At 63.1% G+C, this 15,174-nt stretch carries 13 protein-coding genes; 12 read left to right on the top strand and 1 reads right to left on the bottom strand.

Features of this window, described 5'->3' with window-relative positions; translation table 11 throughout:
- Position 1 precedes the first annotated feature (1 nt).
- The 6 genes from rpmJ (at position 2) to rplQ (ending at position 3,220) form a co-directional block, all read left to right on the top strand.
- Positions 2–115, top strand: a complete 114-nt coding sequence (gene rpmJ, locus IE125_RS18315) for a 50S ribosomal protein L36 (RefSeq protein WP_031384759.1) — start codon at positions 2–4, stop codon at positions 113–115.
- A gap of 132 nt (positions 116–247) precedes the next feature.
- The gene (gene rpsM / locus IE125_RS18310; protein ID WP_189446135.1) at positions 248–604 is read left to right on the top strand and encodes a 30S ribosomal protein S13; all 357 of its coding nucleotides are present in this window, start codon (positions 248–250) and stop codon (positions 602–604) included.
- Positions 605–643: 39 nt separating this feature from the next.
- A complete protein-coding gene (gene rpsK, locus IE125_RS18305; RefSeq protein WP_009723883.1) occupies positions 644–1,030 on the top strand; it encodes a 30S ribosomal protein S11 in 387 nt (128 codons plus the stop codon).
- A 12-nt stretch (positions 1,031–1,042) separates the two neighbouring features.
- Positions 1,043–1,663 carry a 30S ribosomal protein S4 gene (gene rpsD / locus IE125_RS18300; RefSeq protein ID WP_189446134.1) on the top strand — a complete coding sequence of 207 codons (621 nt, stop codon included), beginning with the start codon at positions 1,043–1,045 and terminating at the stop codon, positions 1,661–1,663.
- 80 nt (positions 1,664–1,743) lie between these two features.
- On the top strand, positions 1,744–2,742 hold the full coding sequence (locus IE125_RS18295) for a DNA-directed RNA polymerase subunit alpha (RefSeq protein ID WP_189446133.1): 999 nt from the start codon (positions 1,744–1,746) through the stop codon (positions 2,740–2,742).
- A 91-nt stretch (positions 2,743–2,833) separates the two neighbouring features.
- Positions 2,834–3,220: a 50S ribosomal protein L17 gene (rplQ, locus tag IE125_RS18290; RefSeq protein ID WP_189446132.1), complete on the top strand. Its 387-nt coding sequence runs from the start codon at positions 2,834–2,836 to the stop codon at positions 3,218–3,220.
- A 160-nt stretch (positions 3,221–3,380) separates the two neighbouring features.
- Here rplQ and uvrA read toward each other — a convergent pair whose 3' ends face one another.
- Positions 3,381–6,239, bottom strand: a complete 2,859-nt coding sequence (gene uvrA, locus IE125_RS18285; protein WP_189446131.1) for an excinuclease ABC subunit UvrA — start codon at positions 6,237–6,239, stop codon at positions 3,381–3,383.
- 203 nt (positions 6,240–6,442) lie between these two features.
- Between uvrA and IE125_RS18280 the strand changes: the two genes are divergently transcribed.
- From IE125_RS18280 to pgaD, 6 genes are all read left to right on the top strand, one after another.
- Complete coding sequence (locus IE125_RS18280; protein ID WP_189446130.1) at positions 6,443–7,822, top strand: MFS transporter; 1,380 nt, start codon at positions 6,443–6,445, stop codon at positions 7,820–7,822.
- A 33-nt stretch (positions 7,823–7,855) separates the two neighbouring features.
- On the top strand, positions 7,856–8,431 hold the full coding sequence (locus IE125_RS18275; RefSeq protein ID WP_189446129.1) for a single-stranded DNA-binding protein: 576 nt from the start codon (positions 7,856–7,858) through the stop codon (positions 8,429–8,431).
- A 504-nt stretch (positions 8,432–8,935) separates the two neighbouring features.
- Entirely contained in the window at positions 8,936–11,155 is a 2,220-nt protein-coding gene (gene pgaA / locus IE125_RS18270) for a poly-beta-1,6 N-acetyl-D-glucosamine export porin PgaA (protein WP_189446128.1), read from the top strand.
- Positions 11,155–13,371 (top strand): poly-beta-1,6-N-acetyl-D-glucosamine N-deacetylase PgaB, encoded by a 2,217-nt coding sequence (gene pgaB, locus IE125_RS18265; RefSeq protein WP_229809202.1) that lies wholly within the window; start codon positions 11,155–11,157, stop codon positions 13,369–13,371. Before pgaA ends, pgaB begins: the two co-directional genes overlap by 1 nt.
- Complete coding sequence (pgaC, locus tag IE125_RS18260) at positions 13,368–14,654, top strand: poly-beta-1,6-N-acetyl-D-glucosamine synthase (protein ID WP_189446127.1); 1,287 nt, start codon at positions 13,368–13,370, stop codon at positions 14,652–14,654. The genes pgaB and pgaC overlap by 4 nt, the downstream gene beginning before the upstream one ends.
- A 32-nt stretch (positions 14,655–14,686) precedes the next feature.
- A complete protein-coding gene (pgaD, locus tag IE125_RS18255; RefSeq protein ID WP_189446126.1) occupies positions 14,687–15,169 on the top strand; it encodes a poly-beta-1,6-N-acetyl-D-glucosamine biosynthesis protein PgaD in 483 nt (160 codons plus the stop codon).
- The last annotated feature ends 5 nt before the right edge of the window (positions 15,170–15,174 follow it).

Here is a 15,174-nt window from a genome sequence, read left to right as displayed (position 1 = left end):
GATGAAAGTTCGAGCTTCTGTAAAGAAAATGTGCCGTAACTGCAAGATCATTCGGCGCAACGGCGCGGTCCGTGTCATCTGCACGGAACCCCGCCACAAGCAGCGTCAGGGTTGATTCGCTCGCCTCGACGCTGAACGAAAAAGCGGGCCTTGGCATGCCCCTTGTCTCGCAAGAGACAAAGGGGTATGCTATTGCGCCCTTTGTGGACGACTAACGAGCAAGCCGCTCAACCTTCGGAGTAAGCTGATGGCCCGTATTGCAGGCGTCAATATCCCGGACAACAAGCATGCGGCGATCTCGCTGACCTACATCTTCGGGATTGGCCACACACGCGCGCAGGAAATCTGCGTCGCTGCTGGCATCGAACCAACCACCAAGGTCCAGGACCTGTCCGGCGAACAGCTGGACGTGCTGCGTACCGAAGTGGGCAAGTTCACCGTAGAGGGCGACCTTCGCCGTGAAACGACGCTGAATATCAAGCGTCTCATGGACCTGGGTTGCTATCGTGGTCTGCGCCATCGTCGTGGTCTTCCGCTGCGTGGTCAGCGTACCAAGACCAACGCGCGTACCCGCAAGGGACCGCGTAAACCGATTCGTAAGTAATTTTAACGTTCCGGCGTTTAAGATCAGGATTACATCAACATGGCTAACCCGCGCAGTAACCGTAAAAAGGTTAAAAAGCAGGTCGTGGATGCGGTCGCGCATATCCACGCCTCTTTTAACAATACGATCGTGACGATCACAGACCGCCAGGGCAACGCGCTTTCTTGGGCGACTGCCGGTGGTTCGGGTTTTCGTGGTTCTCGCAAGAGCACCCCGTTCGCAGCTCAAGTAGCGAGTGAACGTGCAGCGACTGCTGCAGCCGAGTATGGTGTGAAAAACGTCGACGTGCTGGTCAAGGGCCCCGGCCCGGGCCGTGAGTCTGCCGTGCGTGCATTGAATGCCGCCGGCTTCCGTGTACAGAGCATCACTGACGCGACGCCGATTCCGCACAACGGATGCCGTCCGCCGAAGAAACGCCGCGTTTAAGGAGACAGACTCATGGCTCGTTATCTTGGTCCCAAGTGTAAACTGTCTCGTCGTGAAGGCACCGATCTCTTTCTGAAGAGTGGCGTGACTCCCTTCGAGAAGAAGTGCAAATCCGAGCAGATCCCGGGTGTGCACGGCCAGCGCCGTCAGCGTCTTTCCGACTACGGCTTGCAGCTTCGCGAGAAGCAGAAAGTACGTCGCATCTACGGCGTGCTCGAAAACCAGTTCCGCAACTACTACAAGGAAGCCGCGCGTCTCAAAGGCGCCACCGGTGAAGTCCTTCTGCAGTTGCTGGAATCCCGGCTGGACAACGTGGTTTATCGCATGGGCTTCGGCTCCACGCGCAGCGAATCACGTCAGCTGGTCAGCCACAAGGCGATCTCGGTCAATGGCCGTACCGTCAACGTGGCGTCCTATCAGGTGCGTCCCGGTGACGTCGTGTCCGTGCGTGAGAAGGCCAAGAACCAGGCCCGTATCCAGCAGGCACTGTCCATCGCTGCCAACCGCGGCGACGTGACGTGGATCGACGTCGATTCGAAGAAGATGGAAGGCACTTTCAAGGCTGTCCCGGAACGTGGAGACCTGTCTGCCGACATCAACGAAAACCTGATCGTCGAGCTGTACTCCAAGTAAGTGTGAGATCGGGCCGCCCAGGCGGCCCGGTCCGACGCGGGAGTACCCATATTCGTTTGGCAGCCTGAGAAGGTGTTCATATGCAGCGTTCAGTGACAGAGTTTCTTCGTCCCCGCGACATCAAGGTCGAAGAAGTCAACGCACATCACGCCAAGATCGTGCTGGAGCCCTTCGAGCGTGGTTTCGGCCATACCCTGGGGAATGCGCTGCGTCGCATCCTGCTCTCTTCGATGCCGGGTTGTGCCGTCGTCGAAGCCGAAATCGACGGTGTGCTGCACGAATACAGCGCCATCGAAGGTGTTCAGGAAGACGTCATCGAGATTCTTCTGAATCTCAAGGACGTGGCCATCAAGATGCACGGCCGCGACGAAGCCGTCCTGACCCTGAACAAGCAGGGCCCCGGTGTCATGACCGCTGGCGACATCGCCGTCGATCACGACGTCGAGATCGTCAATCCGGATCATGTGATCGCGCACCTCAACGGCGGCACCGAGCTGAAAATGCAGCTCAAGGTCGTTCGCGGTCGCGGTTACGAGCCCGCCGATGCGCGGCTTTCCGACGAGGACGAATCTCGTGCTATCGGTCGGCTGCAGCTGGATGCCACGTTCAGCCCCGTTCGTCGCGTTTCCTACGCGGTGGAAGCGGCGCGTGTCGAACAGCGTACCGATCTCGATAAGCTGGTCATCGATCTCGAAACCGACGGCACCCTCGATCCGGAAGAAGCGATTCGCCGCAGTGCGACCATCCTGCAGGAGCAGCTGGCTGCCTTCGTCGATCTCGAAGCCGATCGCGAGCAGGAAACTGAAGAGGAAGAAGATCAGATCGATCCGATTCTTCTGCGTCCCGTGGATGATCTCGAGCTCACGGTTCGTAGCGCCAACTGCTTGAAAGCCGAGAATATTTACTATATTGGCGATTTGATTCAGCGCACCGAAGTCGAGCTGCTCAAGACGCCGAACCTTGGCAAGAAGTCCTTGAACGAGATCAAGGACGTATTGGCTTCGCGCGGTCTTTCGCTCGGCATGCGGCTGGAAAACTGGCCGCCGGCTAGCTTGAAAGACGACAAGGCTTCTGCCTGAGGCTAAAGCCCCGGGTCGATCTGGACTCGAGACAAGGCGTCTCGAGTCCGTGTGCCGACTCGAATCACCAGTTTGGTAAGGAATAGCAATCATGCGTCATCGTAAGAGTGGCCGTCATCTGAATCGGACCAGCTCGCACCGGCACGCCATGTTCAAGAACATGTGCACGTCGCTGGTCGAGCATGAAGTGATCAAGACCACCCTGCCCAAGGCCAAGGAACTGCGTCGTCATATCGAGCCGCTGATCACCCTGGCCAAGCAGGATAGCGTGGCGAATCGTCGTCTGGCGTTCAGCCGCACGCGCTCCAAGGAAGCCGTTGGCAAGCTCTTCAACGAGCTTGGCCCGCGTTATGTCAACCGCCCGGGCGGCTACGTCCGCGTGCTGAAGTGCGGTTTCCGCACCGGTGACAATGCGCCGATGGCCTACGTCGAGCTGGTCGACCGTCCTGCCGTTCAGGAAGCCGCCGGCGACGAGTAAGTCGCAGGTCGCTTCTGGCGAAAAAGCCGGCTATCCGAGCGATCGGATAGCCGGTTTTCTTTTGGTTGGCCGGATTTCTGTGGGTGAAAGGCGCCGGAGCACAAAATTCGGTCAAGTGTAGCGAACCCCCGCGTGCCTTGGCGTTGCGGGGGATGTGGGCTCAGGCGCGCTTGGCCTTGATCCGCCTCTGCTCGGTCTGCGGCAGCAGCGGGGCGAGAAAGCGCCCGGTATGGGACACATCCATGCCAGCCACCTGCTCCGGTGTCCCCTCGGCAATGATCTGGCCACCGCCTGAGCCACCCTCGGGGCCGAGATCGATCAGCCAGTCGGCGGTCTTGATCACGTCTAGATTGTGCTCGATGACGACGACGGTGTTGCCGTGATCGCGTAGACGATGCAGCACGCCGAGCAGCTGGCGAATGTCCTCGAAGTGCAGCCCCGTCGTCGGCTCGTCCAGAATGTAAAGCGTCTGACCGGTGTCGCGCTTGGCCAGTTCGCGGGCGAGCTTGACGCGCTGGGCCTCGCCACCCGAGAGGGTCGTTGCGCTCTGCCCCAGGCGCACGTAGGACAGGCCCACATCCATCAGCGTCTGCAGTCGACGCGCGATCGCCGGCACCGGGCTGAAGAATTCGAGCGCGTCCTCGATGGTCATCTCAAGGACTTCGTGGATGCTCTTGCCCTTGTACTGAATCTCCAGCGTCTCGCGGTTGTAGCGCTTGCCCTGGCAGACGTCGCAGGGGACGTAGATATCCGGCAGGAAGTGCATTTCCACCTTGATCATCCCTTCACCCTGGCAGGCTTCGCAACGACCGCCCTTGACGTTGAAGCTGAAACGCCCTGGCTTGTAGCCGCGCGCGCGAGCCTCCTGGGTCCCGGAAAAGAGTTCTCGGATCGGTGTGAAGATGCCGGTGTAGGTCGCCGGGTTGGAGCGCGGCGTGCGTCCGATCGGGCTCTGATCGATGTCGATGATCTTGTCGAGCTGGTCCAGGCCTTCGATGCTGCGATAGGGCGCCGGTGACAGCGTCGTCGCCCGGTTGAGTTCGCGAGCGGCGATCGGCATCAGCGTCGAGTTGATCAGCGTCGACTTGCCCGACCCGGAGACGCCGGTGACGCAGACGAACAGTCCCAACGGCAGTGTCAGGTCAACGTTCTGCAAGTTGTTGCCACTGGCGCCGGTCAGCTTCAGCTGCTTGTCCGGATTGACCGGCAGGCGGTAGGGCGGCACTTCGATTCGTCGCTTGCCGGAGAGATACTGGCCGGTCAGCGAGTGCGTTGCCGTCTCGATCTGCTTGGGGGTGCCCTGGGCGACGATGGAGCCGCCGTGAACCCCCGCACCCGGGCCGATGTCGAGGACGTAATCGGCAGCGCGGATCGCGTCTTCGTCATGCTCGACCACGATGACCGTGTTGCCTAGATCGCGAAGCCGGGTCAAGGTCCGCAGTAGCCGGTCATTGTCGCGCTGGTGCAGTCCGATCGAAGGTTCGTCGAGGATATACATGACGCCGACCAGACCGGCGCCGATCTGGCTGGCGAGTCGAATGCGCTGCGCCTCGCCACCGGAGAGCGTGTCGGCACTGCGCTCCAGCGTCAGGTAGTCCAGGCCGACGTTGACCAGAAATTCGAGGCGGGCGTGAATCTCGTGCACGATCTTGACCGCAATCTCGCCCTTGCGCCCCGGCAGCGTCAGCTGCCCGAAGTAATCCCAGGCTTCGCCGACCGGCATGCGGGTGATCTCCGGCAGATTGCGGCCATCGACGAACACGTGTCGCGCCTCGCGTCTGAGGCGCGTGCCGTCGCAACTCGGGCAGGGCTGCACGGCCAGATACTTGGCCAGGTCGTCGCGGACCATCGACGACTCGGTCTCCTTGTAGCGCCGCTCGAGATTGGGCAGGACACCTTCGAACGGGTGTTCCCGGGTCACCTTGCGCCCGCGGTCGTTGACGTAGCTGAACGCGATGTCGTCCTTGCCGCTACCGTGCAGCACGATATCGCGTTCGTGACGCGCGAGCTCGTTCCATGGCGTGTCGAGCGTGAAGCGATAGTGCTCGGCCACGGCCTGCAGCTGACCAAAATAGTAGATGCTGCGTCGATCCCAGCCCTTGATCGCGCCCTCGGCCAGCGACAGCTCCGGATGACTGATCAGCTTGTCCGGATCGAAATACTGGCGTACACCGAGCCCGTCGCAGGTCGGGCAGGCGCCGGCCGGGTTGTTGAACGAGAACAGTCGCGGTTCGAGTTCGGGGAGCGAGTAGCCGCAGATAGGGCAGGCGAAGCGTGACGAAAACGCCAGATCGGCCTGCTCGCCGTCCATGAAGTGAATGATGGCGGTGCCGTCGGCCAGGTTCAGTGCGGTCTCGAACGACTCCGCCAGTCGCTGCTGCAGGTCGGGACGCACCTTGATGCGGTCGACGACCACGCTGATATCGTGCTTGCGCTTCTTGTCGAGCGTCGGCACGTCGTCGAGCTCGACGGTCTCTCCGTCGATCACCGCACGCACGAAGCCCTGGGCGCGAAGCTCGCTGAGCAGCTGCAGGTGTTCGCCTTTGCGCCCCTTGATGACGGGGGCCAGCAGCATCAGACGGCTACCTTCGGGCAGTGCGAGTACCTGATCGACCATCTGCGAGACGGTCTGCGCCTCCAGCTCTTCGTCGTGATCGGGACAGCGGGGCGTGCCGGCCCGGGCGAAGAGCAGGCGCAGATAGTCGTAGATTTCCGTGATGGTGCCGACGGTCGAACGCGGGTTGTGCGAGGTCGACTTCTGCTCGATCGAGATGGCCGGCGACAGTCCCTCGATATGGTCGACGTCGGGTTTTTCCATCATCGACAGGAATTGACGCGCGTAGGTGGAGAGCGACTCCACGTAGCGGCGCTGCCCCTCGGCATAGAGGGTGTCGAAGGCGAGCGATGACTTGCCCGATCCCGACAGTCCGGTGACCACGATCAATTTGTCACGTGGCAGTTCGACATCGATATTCTTCAGGTTGTGGGTGCGTGCGCCCCTGACCAGAATGCTGTCCATGACTACCTCGTGAAGCGACGCGGGAAAACGACCAGTATAGGTTGCCGGTCAAGCGAGCGGCAAAGGCCTTCGCTTTTCCTCGCCATGGGCGAGCGGTAAAATGGGCTCTTCATCTCGAATCATCCTCGGACCGGCACCTCGCCGCGGCCGAGTTCATCCCATCCGGTACGGCCTGACTCGTACCGCAACACCGTGATGTCATCATGAGCTCTCGTTTTCTTGTTACCGAACGGCGCGCCATCGTCGGACTGGCCAGTCTCTATGCTTCTCGCATGCTGGGGCTTTTCATGGTCCTGCCGGTGCTAGCGCTCTACGCCGATCATCTCGATGGCGCGACGCCCTTTCTCGTCGGCCTGGCGCTGGGCGGCTACGGGCTGACCCAGGCCATTCTGCAGATTCCCTTTGGCCTGCTGTCCGATCGCATCGGCCGCAAGGTCGTGATCGGCGGTGGCCTGGTACTCTTCATCATCGGCAGTCTCGTGGCTGCCAGCGCGACCTCGATCACCGGCATCATCATCGGGCGCTGCCTGCAGGGAAGCGGAGCGGTCGCCGGCGCCATCATGGCGCTGCTGGCCGACCAGACCCGTGAGGAGATTCGTACCGCCGCCATGGCGACCATCGGCCTCTCGATCGGTGTCGCCTTTGCCATCGCCATGGTCGTCGGCCCCCTGGTCGCGGATATCGCCGGGCTCGCCGGGATCTTCTGGTTCACCGCAGCGCTCTCCGCCTGCGGACTGCTGATCCTGTGGAAGCTGGTGCCGCGAGCGCCGAAGCGCATGCACCAGGACGTGGGCATCGACCGGCGCCAGCTGAAGGCGACACTGGGCAGCAGAGACCTGCTGCGGCTGGATTTCTCGATCTTTGCGCTGCATCTCATTCTGACGGCATGCTTCGTGGCGCTGCCGTTCCGGCTCGAGGCCCTGGGCTTCGCGCCGGCGCACCAGGGCTGGGTCTATCTGCCGGTGATGGCGCTGGCCTTCATCGCCATGGTGCCGCTGGTGATCGTGGCCGAGAAGTACCGCAAGATGAAGCCGGTCTTCGTCGGCGCCGTGGCGGCGATGACGCTGATTCTGCTGGGATTCAGCGAGCTGACGCCGCATACGACCACGCTGTTGCTGCTGCTGTGGGGCTTCTTCGTCGTCTTCAACCTGCTCGAGGCGACGCTGCCCTCGATGATCAGCAAGCTGGCGCCGGCGGGCGCCAAGGGCACGGCCATGGGGATCTACTCCACCAGCCAGTTCCTGGGCGCGTTTCTCGGCGGGACGCTGGGCGGAGCGCTATCGCAGGATTTCGGCATCCAGAGCGTGTTTCTGGGCGCCGCCATCATTGGCGCGATCTGGCTCGCGGTCGTGTGGAAAATGCCTGCGCCGCGGCATCTCTCCAGCGAGATCGTGGCGCTGGACGAGCAATCCATGGATATGCTCGATACACTGTTCGAGCGTTTTGCCTCGGTCACCGGGGTCGAGGATGTCATGGTCGTGCCGGAGGAGCAGGTCGCTTATCTCAAGGTCGATCGTCAGCGTCTGGATGCCGAGGCGCTGGCCAGTATTGCAGGCAATCAATGGCAACGAACCGACGCCTGAGGCGTCGCAACGCAGGAATGCGAGGAGATAACGATGGCCCGAGGGGTAAACAAAGTCATCCTGATCGGCAATTTGGGACAGGATCCGGAAGTTCGCTTCCTGCCGTCGGGTAATCCGGTGTGCAACCTGCGCATCGCCACCACCGACACCTGGACCGACCGACAAAGCGGTCAGCGCCAGGAGCGCACCGAGTGGCACAGCGTGGTGCTGTTCAACAAGCTGGCGGAGATCGCTCAGCAATACGTCAAGAAGGGATCGCGGATCTATATCGAAGGCCGCCTGCAGACGCGCAAGTGGCAGGGGCAGGATGGTCAGGATCGCTATTCGACCGAAATCGTCGGCAATGACATGCAGATGCTCGATTCGCGCAGCGGTCAGGGCGGTGGCGCGGACTACGGTCAGCAGCCGCAGAACCAGTATGGCGGCGGCGCGCCGCAGCAGGGCGGTTATGGTCAGCAGCCTGCCTACGGCAGCCAGCAGCCGCCGCAGCGCCCGCCCCAGAATCCGCAGCAGGGGCAGCCTGCACCGCAGCCCAACCAGCAGAACCCGAACTATGGCGCGCCGAATCCCGGCAGCTTCGACGACTTCGACGACGAGATTCCGTTCTGAGGAAGCCGTCGGTCGACGTTCGCCAAAAGCCCTGAATTTTCAGGGCTTTTTGCTTTCTGAACGGCGGCGTTTGCTGTGATTTCCGACGGCGGCGTCCGAGAATGATGCGGTCACAATTGTCAGCGCCAGCGCAGATGTCTGTAAGAGATAGGCGAATGTGGTCGCTGGCCCTGGCGACGGACGTCGCGCAAATCCCGCCCGGGTCACCGAGTTGGTGGCCGCTGATGCTCGCCCTATCGTTACACTTTTTCGAAATGTAATTTTGCGACGCGCGGATATCGCCGCCTCGAGGCGATCACTCTCTGTTAACTCGCTGAAAGGTATCAAAGTATTAATTGATTGTGATTTGGGTAACTATGTAAAAACCGCAAATATATCGTTGTTTGCTTATTTGTAAGATACCTCCGATTACACTAAGTTGGCTTCGCTTTGCTATCGCCCAACGGACTGGGCGTGTGCGCAACCGCACATCATTCAACGGACTTTACGGTAGCCACTTTCCGCATGCGTATTCGCCGCATTGGCGTGGGTGACTTCGCTGTCTCCGACGATAGCTATCGTCGACCAGACGCCGAACGGCCATGCCCGCACTCCTCGTTTCCCATTGCGCGCTCGCTGAGGCGGGGGTTGATCGTCACGCTGCTTGCCGGTGCCTCTGTCGCACAGGCGGCCGAGCGGTTTCCCGACGGGCGCCTGCCGCCGGTCGACGCGCCGGCTTCGGCCTACGGCAGCGATATCCGCCCCGGCAGCGACGGACGACCCAACGCCGATGATCTGGCCGGCATCGCCGAGCGCCAGCGTCAGCAGGGCCACCCGATCCTGGCGCTGCAGCTGGCCGAGCGGGTGCTCGATTACGCGCCGGACAACGCCCAGGCGCGGCGGACGCAGATCTCGAGTCTGTCGAATCTGGGGGCCTACGCGCGCGCCAACCGGCTGCGAGAGCGATTCCAGCCCGACTGGCCTGCCGCCACCCAGGCGCGCTTCGACGCCGATGTCACGACGGCTGCCATTCGCCACGGCGTTCAGGAGCAGGCCCGCCAGGAGCGCCGCCAGCGCTACGCGGTTCGTCAGCGCGCGCTGCAGGCTACGCTCGCCGAGCTCAATGCCAATCTCGCCGGTTTTGCCCCTGACAGCGACGCGGCGCGGCGCACGCGTTTCGACCGGCTGGTCGTGCTCGACCGGCTCGATCTGCACGCACAGGCGATCGCTGATTATGAATCGTTGATGGGTGATGGCGTCGAGGTGCCCGCCTACGCACAAGCCGCGGTCGCCGATGCCTACCTGGCCAGGCGCCATCCGGAACAAGCGGCGACGCTCTATCGGCAGGTGATCGAGGCGCAGACGACCCCGTCGCTGGAGATCCGAACCGGTTACTACTATGCGCTGATCGAGAGCGAGCAGTACGACCGCGCGGCAAAGCTGCTGGCGGATATCGACTCGTCGACGCCGGCCTGGCGTTCACGCGCCAACCCCAAGACGCCACCGGTGCCCAACTGGGAGCGCAGCGAGGTCGATCGGCTGCAGATTCTCGACGCGACCTATCGCAACCACGAGTCGGAAGCGCTCGCTCGCGCCGAACGGATGCAGACGCATGCGCCACGCAACACCGATGCGATCAATGCGCTGGCCACGGCACAGCGGGCGCGTGGCTGGTATGACCGGGCGCAGTTGACCACCGAGCTCGCGGCCGCCTACGCCCCACGCGATCGGTCGGCGCGGCTCAACATGGCCGAGAACGCTCAGGACCGGGAGGATTTTCCGCTGTGGCAGGCGATGATCGAGCCGCTGGCGGCCCAGTTCCCGAACGACAGCGCGGTGCGCCGCAATCACCTCGAGTGGCAGGACCGGGATCACTTCTCCCTGGAAGGCCAGGGCACCTTCGGCCGTTCCCGCGGCGGCGACGCGGTCAACGGTAGTCGTGACTATCAGTACCGGCTGCGTCTCAACTCGCCGTGGTTTGCCGGCAGCTACCGGGTCTTCGCCGAGCAGCTCACGCAGTGGAGCGCGTACGACGAAGGCGCAGAGCGCGAGAACCGGCAGGGTTTCGGTATCGAGCGTCAGTGGCGACGCATGCACTGGTGGGCCGCGGTCAGCGGAGATCGACTGCAGGATGACGTGGGGCTGGAGCTCGGCTGGTCGCAGTGGTTGAACGACCGCTGGCAGTATCAGCTGCGTACCCAGACCGAGTCACCGGAGACGCCGCTGCGCGCCGAGGGCCAAGACCTGGACGGGCAGCTCTATCAGGCGCAGCTGACCTGGCGCCAGAACGAGTCTCGCCAAGCGACGCTGACGCTCGGCGCGCTGGACATCAGCGACGGCAACCTGCGCAGCGACCTCAGTGCCGATCTGACCCAGCGGGTGCAGGCCAGTGCCCATCATCAGACGCGCCTGATCGGCTCGCTCTCCGCCGAGCACAATAGCCAGCCCGAAACGGCGTACTACAACCCCGAGAATCTGCGTTCCGCGGGTGTCGCGCTCGAGCACGACTGGCTCACCTGGCGCCGCTACAACCACGCCCTGACCCAGAATTTCTCGCTCGGGGCCGCCGACGAGTGGGAGCAGGGCTATGGCAGCGCGACGGGGCTCGATGCCACCTACGGCCACACCTGGCAGCTGACCCGCACCTGGTCGCTCAATTACGGCGTCGGCTGGGGTAGTCACGACTATGAAGGCGAACGCGAGAAGCGCTGGTTCGGCCAGCTCGGTTTCGAGGGAGTGTTGTAATGCGATCGATGATGTCTGACGTTCGTCGCGTCCTGGCTCTCGGCATGGGGCTTTTCAGTCTGGTGCTGGCCTCGGCCTGTCTGGCCGAGCCGCCGGCATCCGGCGACACGGCGCACAGCGACGAAAGTGCGACGCTGCAGATCCCGGCCGGTCATTTCGTCACGCTCGGCTTCCATGACGTGCGCGACTCGATCCCTCCCGGCGTGGCTCGCGACCCTTATGCGATCAGCACGTCACGGCTGGCGGCGTGGTTCGACTGGATGGCGTCCCACGACTGGCACCCGGTCTCGCTCGACGATATCCAGGCTGCTCGCAGCGGCCAGCGGGCGCTACCGGCCAATGCCGTGCTGCTGAGCTTCGATGACGGGCTCGAGAGCTTCTATTCGCGCGTCTATCCGCTGCTCAAGGCGTTCGACTATCCGGCGCTGTTCGCCGTCCAGACCGGCTGGCTGCAGACCGTCGAGCAGGGCGGTGCGGTCGACACGCTCGGCAGCGCGTCAGTGAACGCGCAGATCGACGATGACTCGGTCATCCACGGCACCCGCGACGGTGAAGTGGAGTACAACGGGCGCGAGCGCGGCCGGTCGGGCTTCGTCACCTGGGCGCAGATCCGCGAGATGCAGGCCTCGAACCTGGTCGAGGTTGCCTCGCATACCGAGGATCTCCACCACGGCACGCTGGCCAATCCGCAGGGCAACGTCGAACCGGCAGTGCTGGCACGGCGCTTCGATCCGACCAGCGGCACCTACGAGAGCGACGCCGAGTACCGGCGGCGCATCCATGACGATCTGGTGCAGAGCGCCGACATTCTCGAGGCCAGGACCGGCAAGCGGCCGCGCGCGCTGGTCTGGCCCTACGGCGCGACCAACGCCGAAACCGAAGCGATCGCCCGTCGCGCGGGCTATGACTTCACTTTCAGCCTCAACGATCAGCGCATTTCGGCGCCGGACGAGGGACCGGACTTCGGCCGCTTCCTGACCATGGACGATCCCGACCCGGTCGCCCTCGAATCGCAGATCGCGCAGACCATCGATCCGCCACGTCGCATCCAGCGTGCGGTACAGGTGGATCTGGACTACCTCTACGATGCCGATCCTGCCCAGGTGAACGCCAACCTGGGGGCGCTGCTCGACCGCATCAAGGCGCTCGGCGTGCGTACCGTCTACCTGCAGGCGTTCGCCGATCCCGACGGCGACGGCACGGCGTCGCAGCTCTACTTTCCCAACGACTATCTGCCGATGCGGGCCGATCTCTTCAACCGCGTCGCCTGGCAGCTGAGCACGCGAGCCGGCGTCGATGTCTATGCCTGGCTACCGCTGCTGGCTTTCGATCTGCCGGATCGCAAGCGTCAACGACAGCTCGCCGTGCGCCGCAACGATGGCAGTGAGAAAGGCAGTATCGCCGAGCGGGATTACCGGCGGTTGAGTCCGTTCCGGCCGGCGTCGCAGTCGATCGTCAACGGCATCTACGCCGATCTGGCGCGCAATACCCCTTCGGTCAAGGGCGTGCTGATTCACGACGATGCCTATCTGGCCGCGGATGAAGATCGCCAGGCGTGCTCGCCCGCCGCACGCTGGCCCAATAGCGATCGCCCAATCACCGACTGCGCGTTGACCCCGCGCGAGAAGACGCGTGCGCTGATCGATTTCGGCGAGGGTGCCGTCGCCAGCGCCGAGCGCTACGTCAATCGCAGCAATCGCTTCCGCGTCGCCCGTAATCTCTACGCCCGCGTGGTGCTGGACCCGAGCGCGGAGTCGCGCTTCTCGCAGGCGCTCGGACCGTTTCTCGCCCATTACGACGAGGTGGCGCTGATGGCGATGCCGTATCTGGATGACGCCGGGATGTCGCGCGAGCCTGGCGTCGCCGAGGCCTGGCTCGACAGGCTCGTCGATCGAGTGATGAAGACACCCGATGGCCTGCGCAAGACGGTGTTCGAGTTACAGCCTTATGACTGGCAGCGCGAGCGCTGGATCGACCCCGAGCGATTCAAGGGCTGGATGCAGCAGCTGGTGCGCCGTGGCGCGCTCAATCTCGCCTACTACCCGGATGATTTCATTGCCGAGAAACCGGCCTTCCAGCCGACCTTCGAAGGGATCAGTCTCAACGAATTTCCCTACCTGCGCTCCGGCGCTGCCGTATCGCTCTGGGAGAGCTCGTCGCAATCTTCGTCGAACCCCGCGTCATCATCTACCCCGCCGTCGGAGGAGCAACAATGATCGAGTGGCTCAACGATGCCGTCACCGCGATCGACTGGCGCGACACCATGTTCGGTTTCGCCTTCTATTATCCGATCTTCATGGCGTGGATGTGGATCATCGGCGGGCTCTGGTTCTACCTGCGCCGCGAGCGCGGCAAGGACATGACGCCGCGACTCGAGACGCTGCCGCCGGATGCGCCCCATGTCAGCATCATCGTGCCGTGCTTCGACGAGGCGGATCAGGTCGAGCAGACGATCCGCTACGCGCTGGCGACGCGCTACCCGAGCTTCGACGTGATTGCGGTCAACGACGGCAGCAGCGACGACACCGGCGCGATTCTCGACCGTCTTGCCGAGAGATACGAGCGGCTGCGGGTGATCCATTTCAGCGCCAACCAGGGCAAGGCGATCGCGCTGCGGGCAGGAGCGCTGGCCGCGCCCTCGGACTATCTGGTGACGATCGATGGTGATGCGCTGCTCCATCCCTATGCCGTCTACTGGATGATGCAGCATCTCACCGGCGGGCCAAGGGTCGGCGCGGTGACCGGCAACCCGCGCATCCTCAACCGCTCGACGCTCCTCGGCAAGATCCAGGTGGGCGAGTTCTCATCGATCATCGGCCTGATCAAGCGCGCACAGCGCACCTACGGGCGAATCTTCACCGTTTCCGGCGTGATCACCGGGTTCAATCGCGCGGCGCTGGATAGCATCGGCTACTGGCGTGCCGACATGGTGACGGAGGATATCGATGTCTCCTGGCGGCTGCAGATGCATCACTGGGATATTCGTTTCGAGCCGGAAGCGCTCTGCTACATCTATATGCCGGAGACCTTGAAGGGGCTCTGGAACCAGCGCCTGCGTTGGGCGCAGGGCGGGGTCGAGGTGATGCTACGTTACGGCAAGCGTCTGCTTTCCTGGCGGCAGCGGCGTTTCTGGGGCGTGGCCATCGAGTACTTCACCAGCCTGATCTGGGCCTACGTCATGCTCACCATCGCGGTGCTGTTCTGTCTCGGGTTCTTCATGCCGCTGCCGCCGCGCTGGCAGGTCGCCACGCTGTTGCCGCAGTGGAACGGACTGCTGCTCGGTATGACCTGTCTGATCCAGTTCCTGGTCAGCCTGAGCATCGACCAGCGCTACGAGCGTGCGGGATTCCTGCGCCACTACTTCTGGGTCATCTGGTATCCGCTGCTCTACTGGGCGCTATCGACGCTGACGGCGGTGGTGGCAGTACCGAAGACACTGCTTGCCTCGCGTCGCGAACGCGCGCGCTGGGCCAGTCCCGACCGCGGTATCCAGCAATGACGCGATATGCAGACAGGAAAGGAGCGTCGACCATGCGCGATCCTCATCACCAGCGCGGTGCGGCCAGATTGCCCCGGATCATTCATCGTCCCGATCTGCAGTCGCGCCGCCAGCGCAGCCTGTTCGCCCTGTTGGCGGGAATCGGCTGGCTGATCTGGCTCTATCTGTTTCTGCCGCTGGTGACCTTGTTCGGGTGGCACTTCGGCGTCGTGCGCTTTCGCGACTACGTGATCGACAGTCAGTCCCACACCTGGGCTTCGTTGACGATCTACGTGATCACCATTGCCGCGGCCGGCGCGGCGCTGCTGATCTGGGCTTTCTACAATTACCGCCGCTTTCGTCATGCCGACCGTCGCCGCCCGGCAGCGCAGATGACCGCCGAGCGTCTGGCCATCACCTACGGCATGAACGCGGACGAGGTCGCGCGCCTGCAGCAGTCGCGCGTGGTGACCTTCGAGCATGACGATCACGGCAATATCGTTGCCGTAACGCCGAAGGGGGTGCCTGGTACCTGAGGGAC

The organism is Salinicola rhizosphaerae, from assembly GCF_014652715.1.
GTDB classification, from domain to species: Bacteria; Pseudomonadota; Gammaproteobacteria; order Pseudomonadales; family Halomonadaceae; genus Salinicola; species Salinicola rhizosphaerae.
The sequence above is the reverse complement of the archived record's forward strand: the minus strand, read 5'-3'. Positions and strand labels throughout refer to the sequence as shown.

What these genes read in the sequence shown, in the direction of transcription:
- rpsD (WP_189446134.1), top strand. Translation starts at nt 1,043, where the DNA reads ATGGCTCGTTATCTTGGTCCCAAGTGTAAACTGTCTCGTCGTGAAGGC.
- rpmJ (WP_031384759.1), top strand. Translation starts at nt 2, where the DNA reads ATGAAAGTTCGAGCTTCTGTAAAGAAAATGTGCCGTAACTGCAAGATC.
- IE125_RS18280 (WP_189446130.1), top strand. Translation starts at nt 6,443, where the DNA reads ATGAGCTCTCGTTTTCTTGTTACCGAACGGCGCGCCATCGTCGGACTG.
- uvrA (WP_189446131.1), bottom strand. Translation starts at nt 6,239, where the DNA reads ATGGACAGCATTCTGGTCAGGGGCGCACGCACCCACAACCTGAAGAAT.
- pgaB (WP_229809202.1), top strand. Translation starts at nt 11,155, where the DNA reads ATGCGATCGATGATGTCTGACGTTCGTCGCGTCCTGGCTCTCGGCATG.
- IE125_RS18295 (WP_189446133.1), top strand. Translation starts at nt 1,744, where the DNA reads ATGCAGCGTTCAGTGACAGAGTTTCTTCGTCCCCGCGACATCAAGGTC.
- IE125_RS18275 (WP_189446129.1), top strand. Translation starts at nt 7,856, where the DNA reads ATGGCCCGAGGGGTAAACAAAGTCATCCTGATCGGCAATTTGGGACAG.
- pgaD (WP_189446126.1), top strand. Translation starts at nt 14,687, where the DNA reads ATGCGCGATCCTCATCACCAGCGCGGTGCGGCCAGATTGCCCCGGATC.
- rpsK (WP_009723883.1), top strand. Translation starts at nt 644, where the DNA reads ATGGCTAACCCGCGCAGTAACCGTAAAAAGGTTAAAAAGCAGGTCGTG.
- pgaC (WP_189446127.1), top strand. Translation starts at nt 13,368, where the DNA reads ATGATCGAGTGGCTCAACGATGCCGTCACCGCGATCGACTGGCGCGAC.
- rplQ (WP_189446132.1), top strand. Translation starts at nt 2,834, where the DNA reads ATGCGTCATCGTAAGAGTGGCCGTCATCTGAATCGGACCAGCTCGCAC.
- pgaA (WP_189446128.1), top strand. Translation starts at nt 8,936, where the DNA reads ATGCGTATTCGCCGCATTGGCGTGGGTGACTTCGCTGTCTCCGACGAT.
- rpsM (WP_189446135.1), top strand. Translation starts at nt 248, where the DNA reads ATGGCCCGTATTGCAGGCGTCAATATCCCGGACAACAAGCATGCGGCG.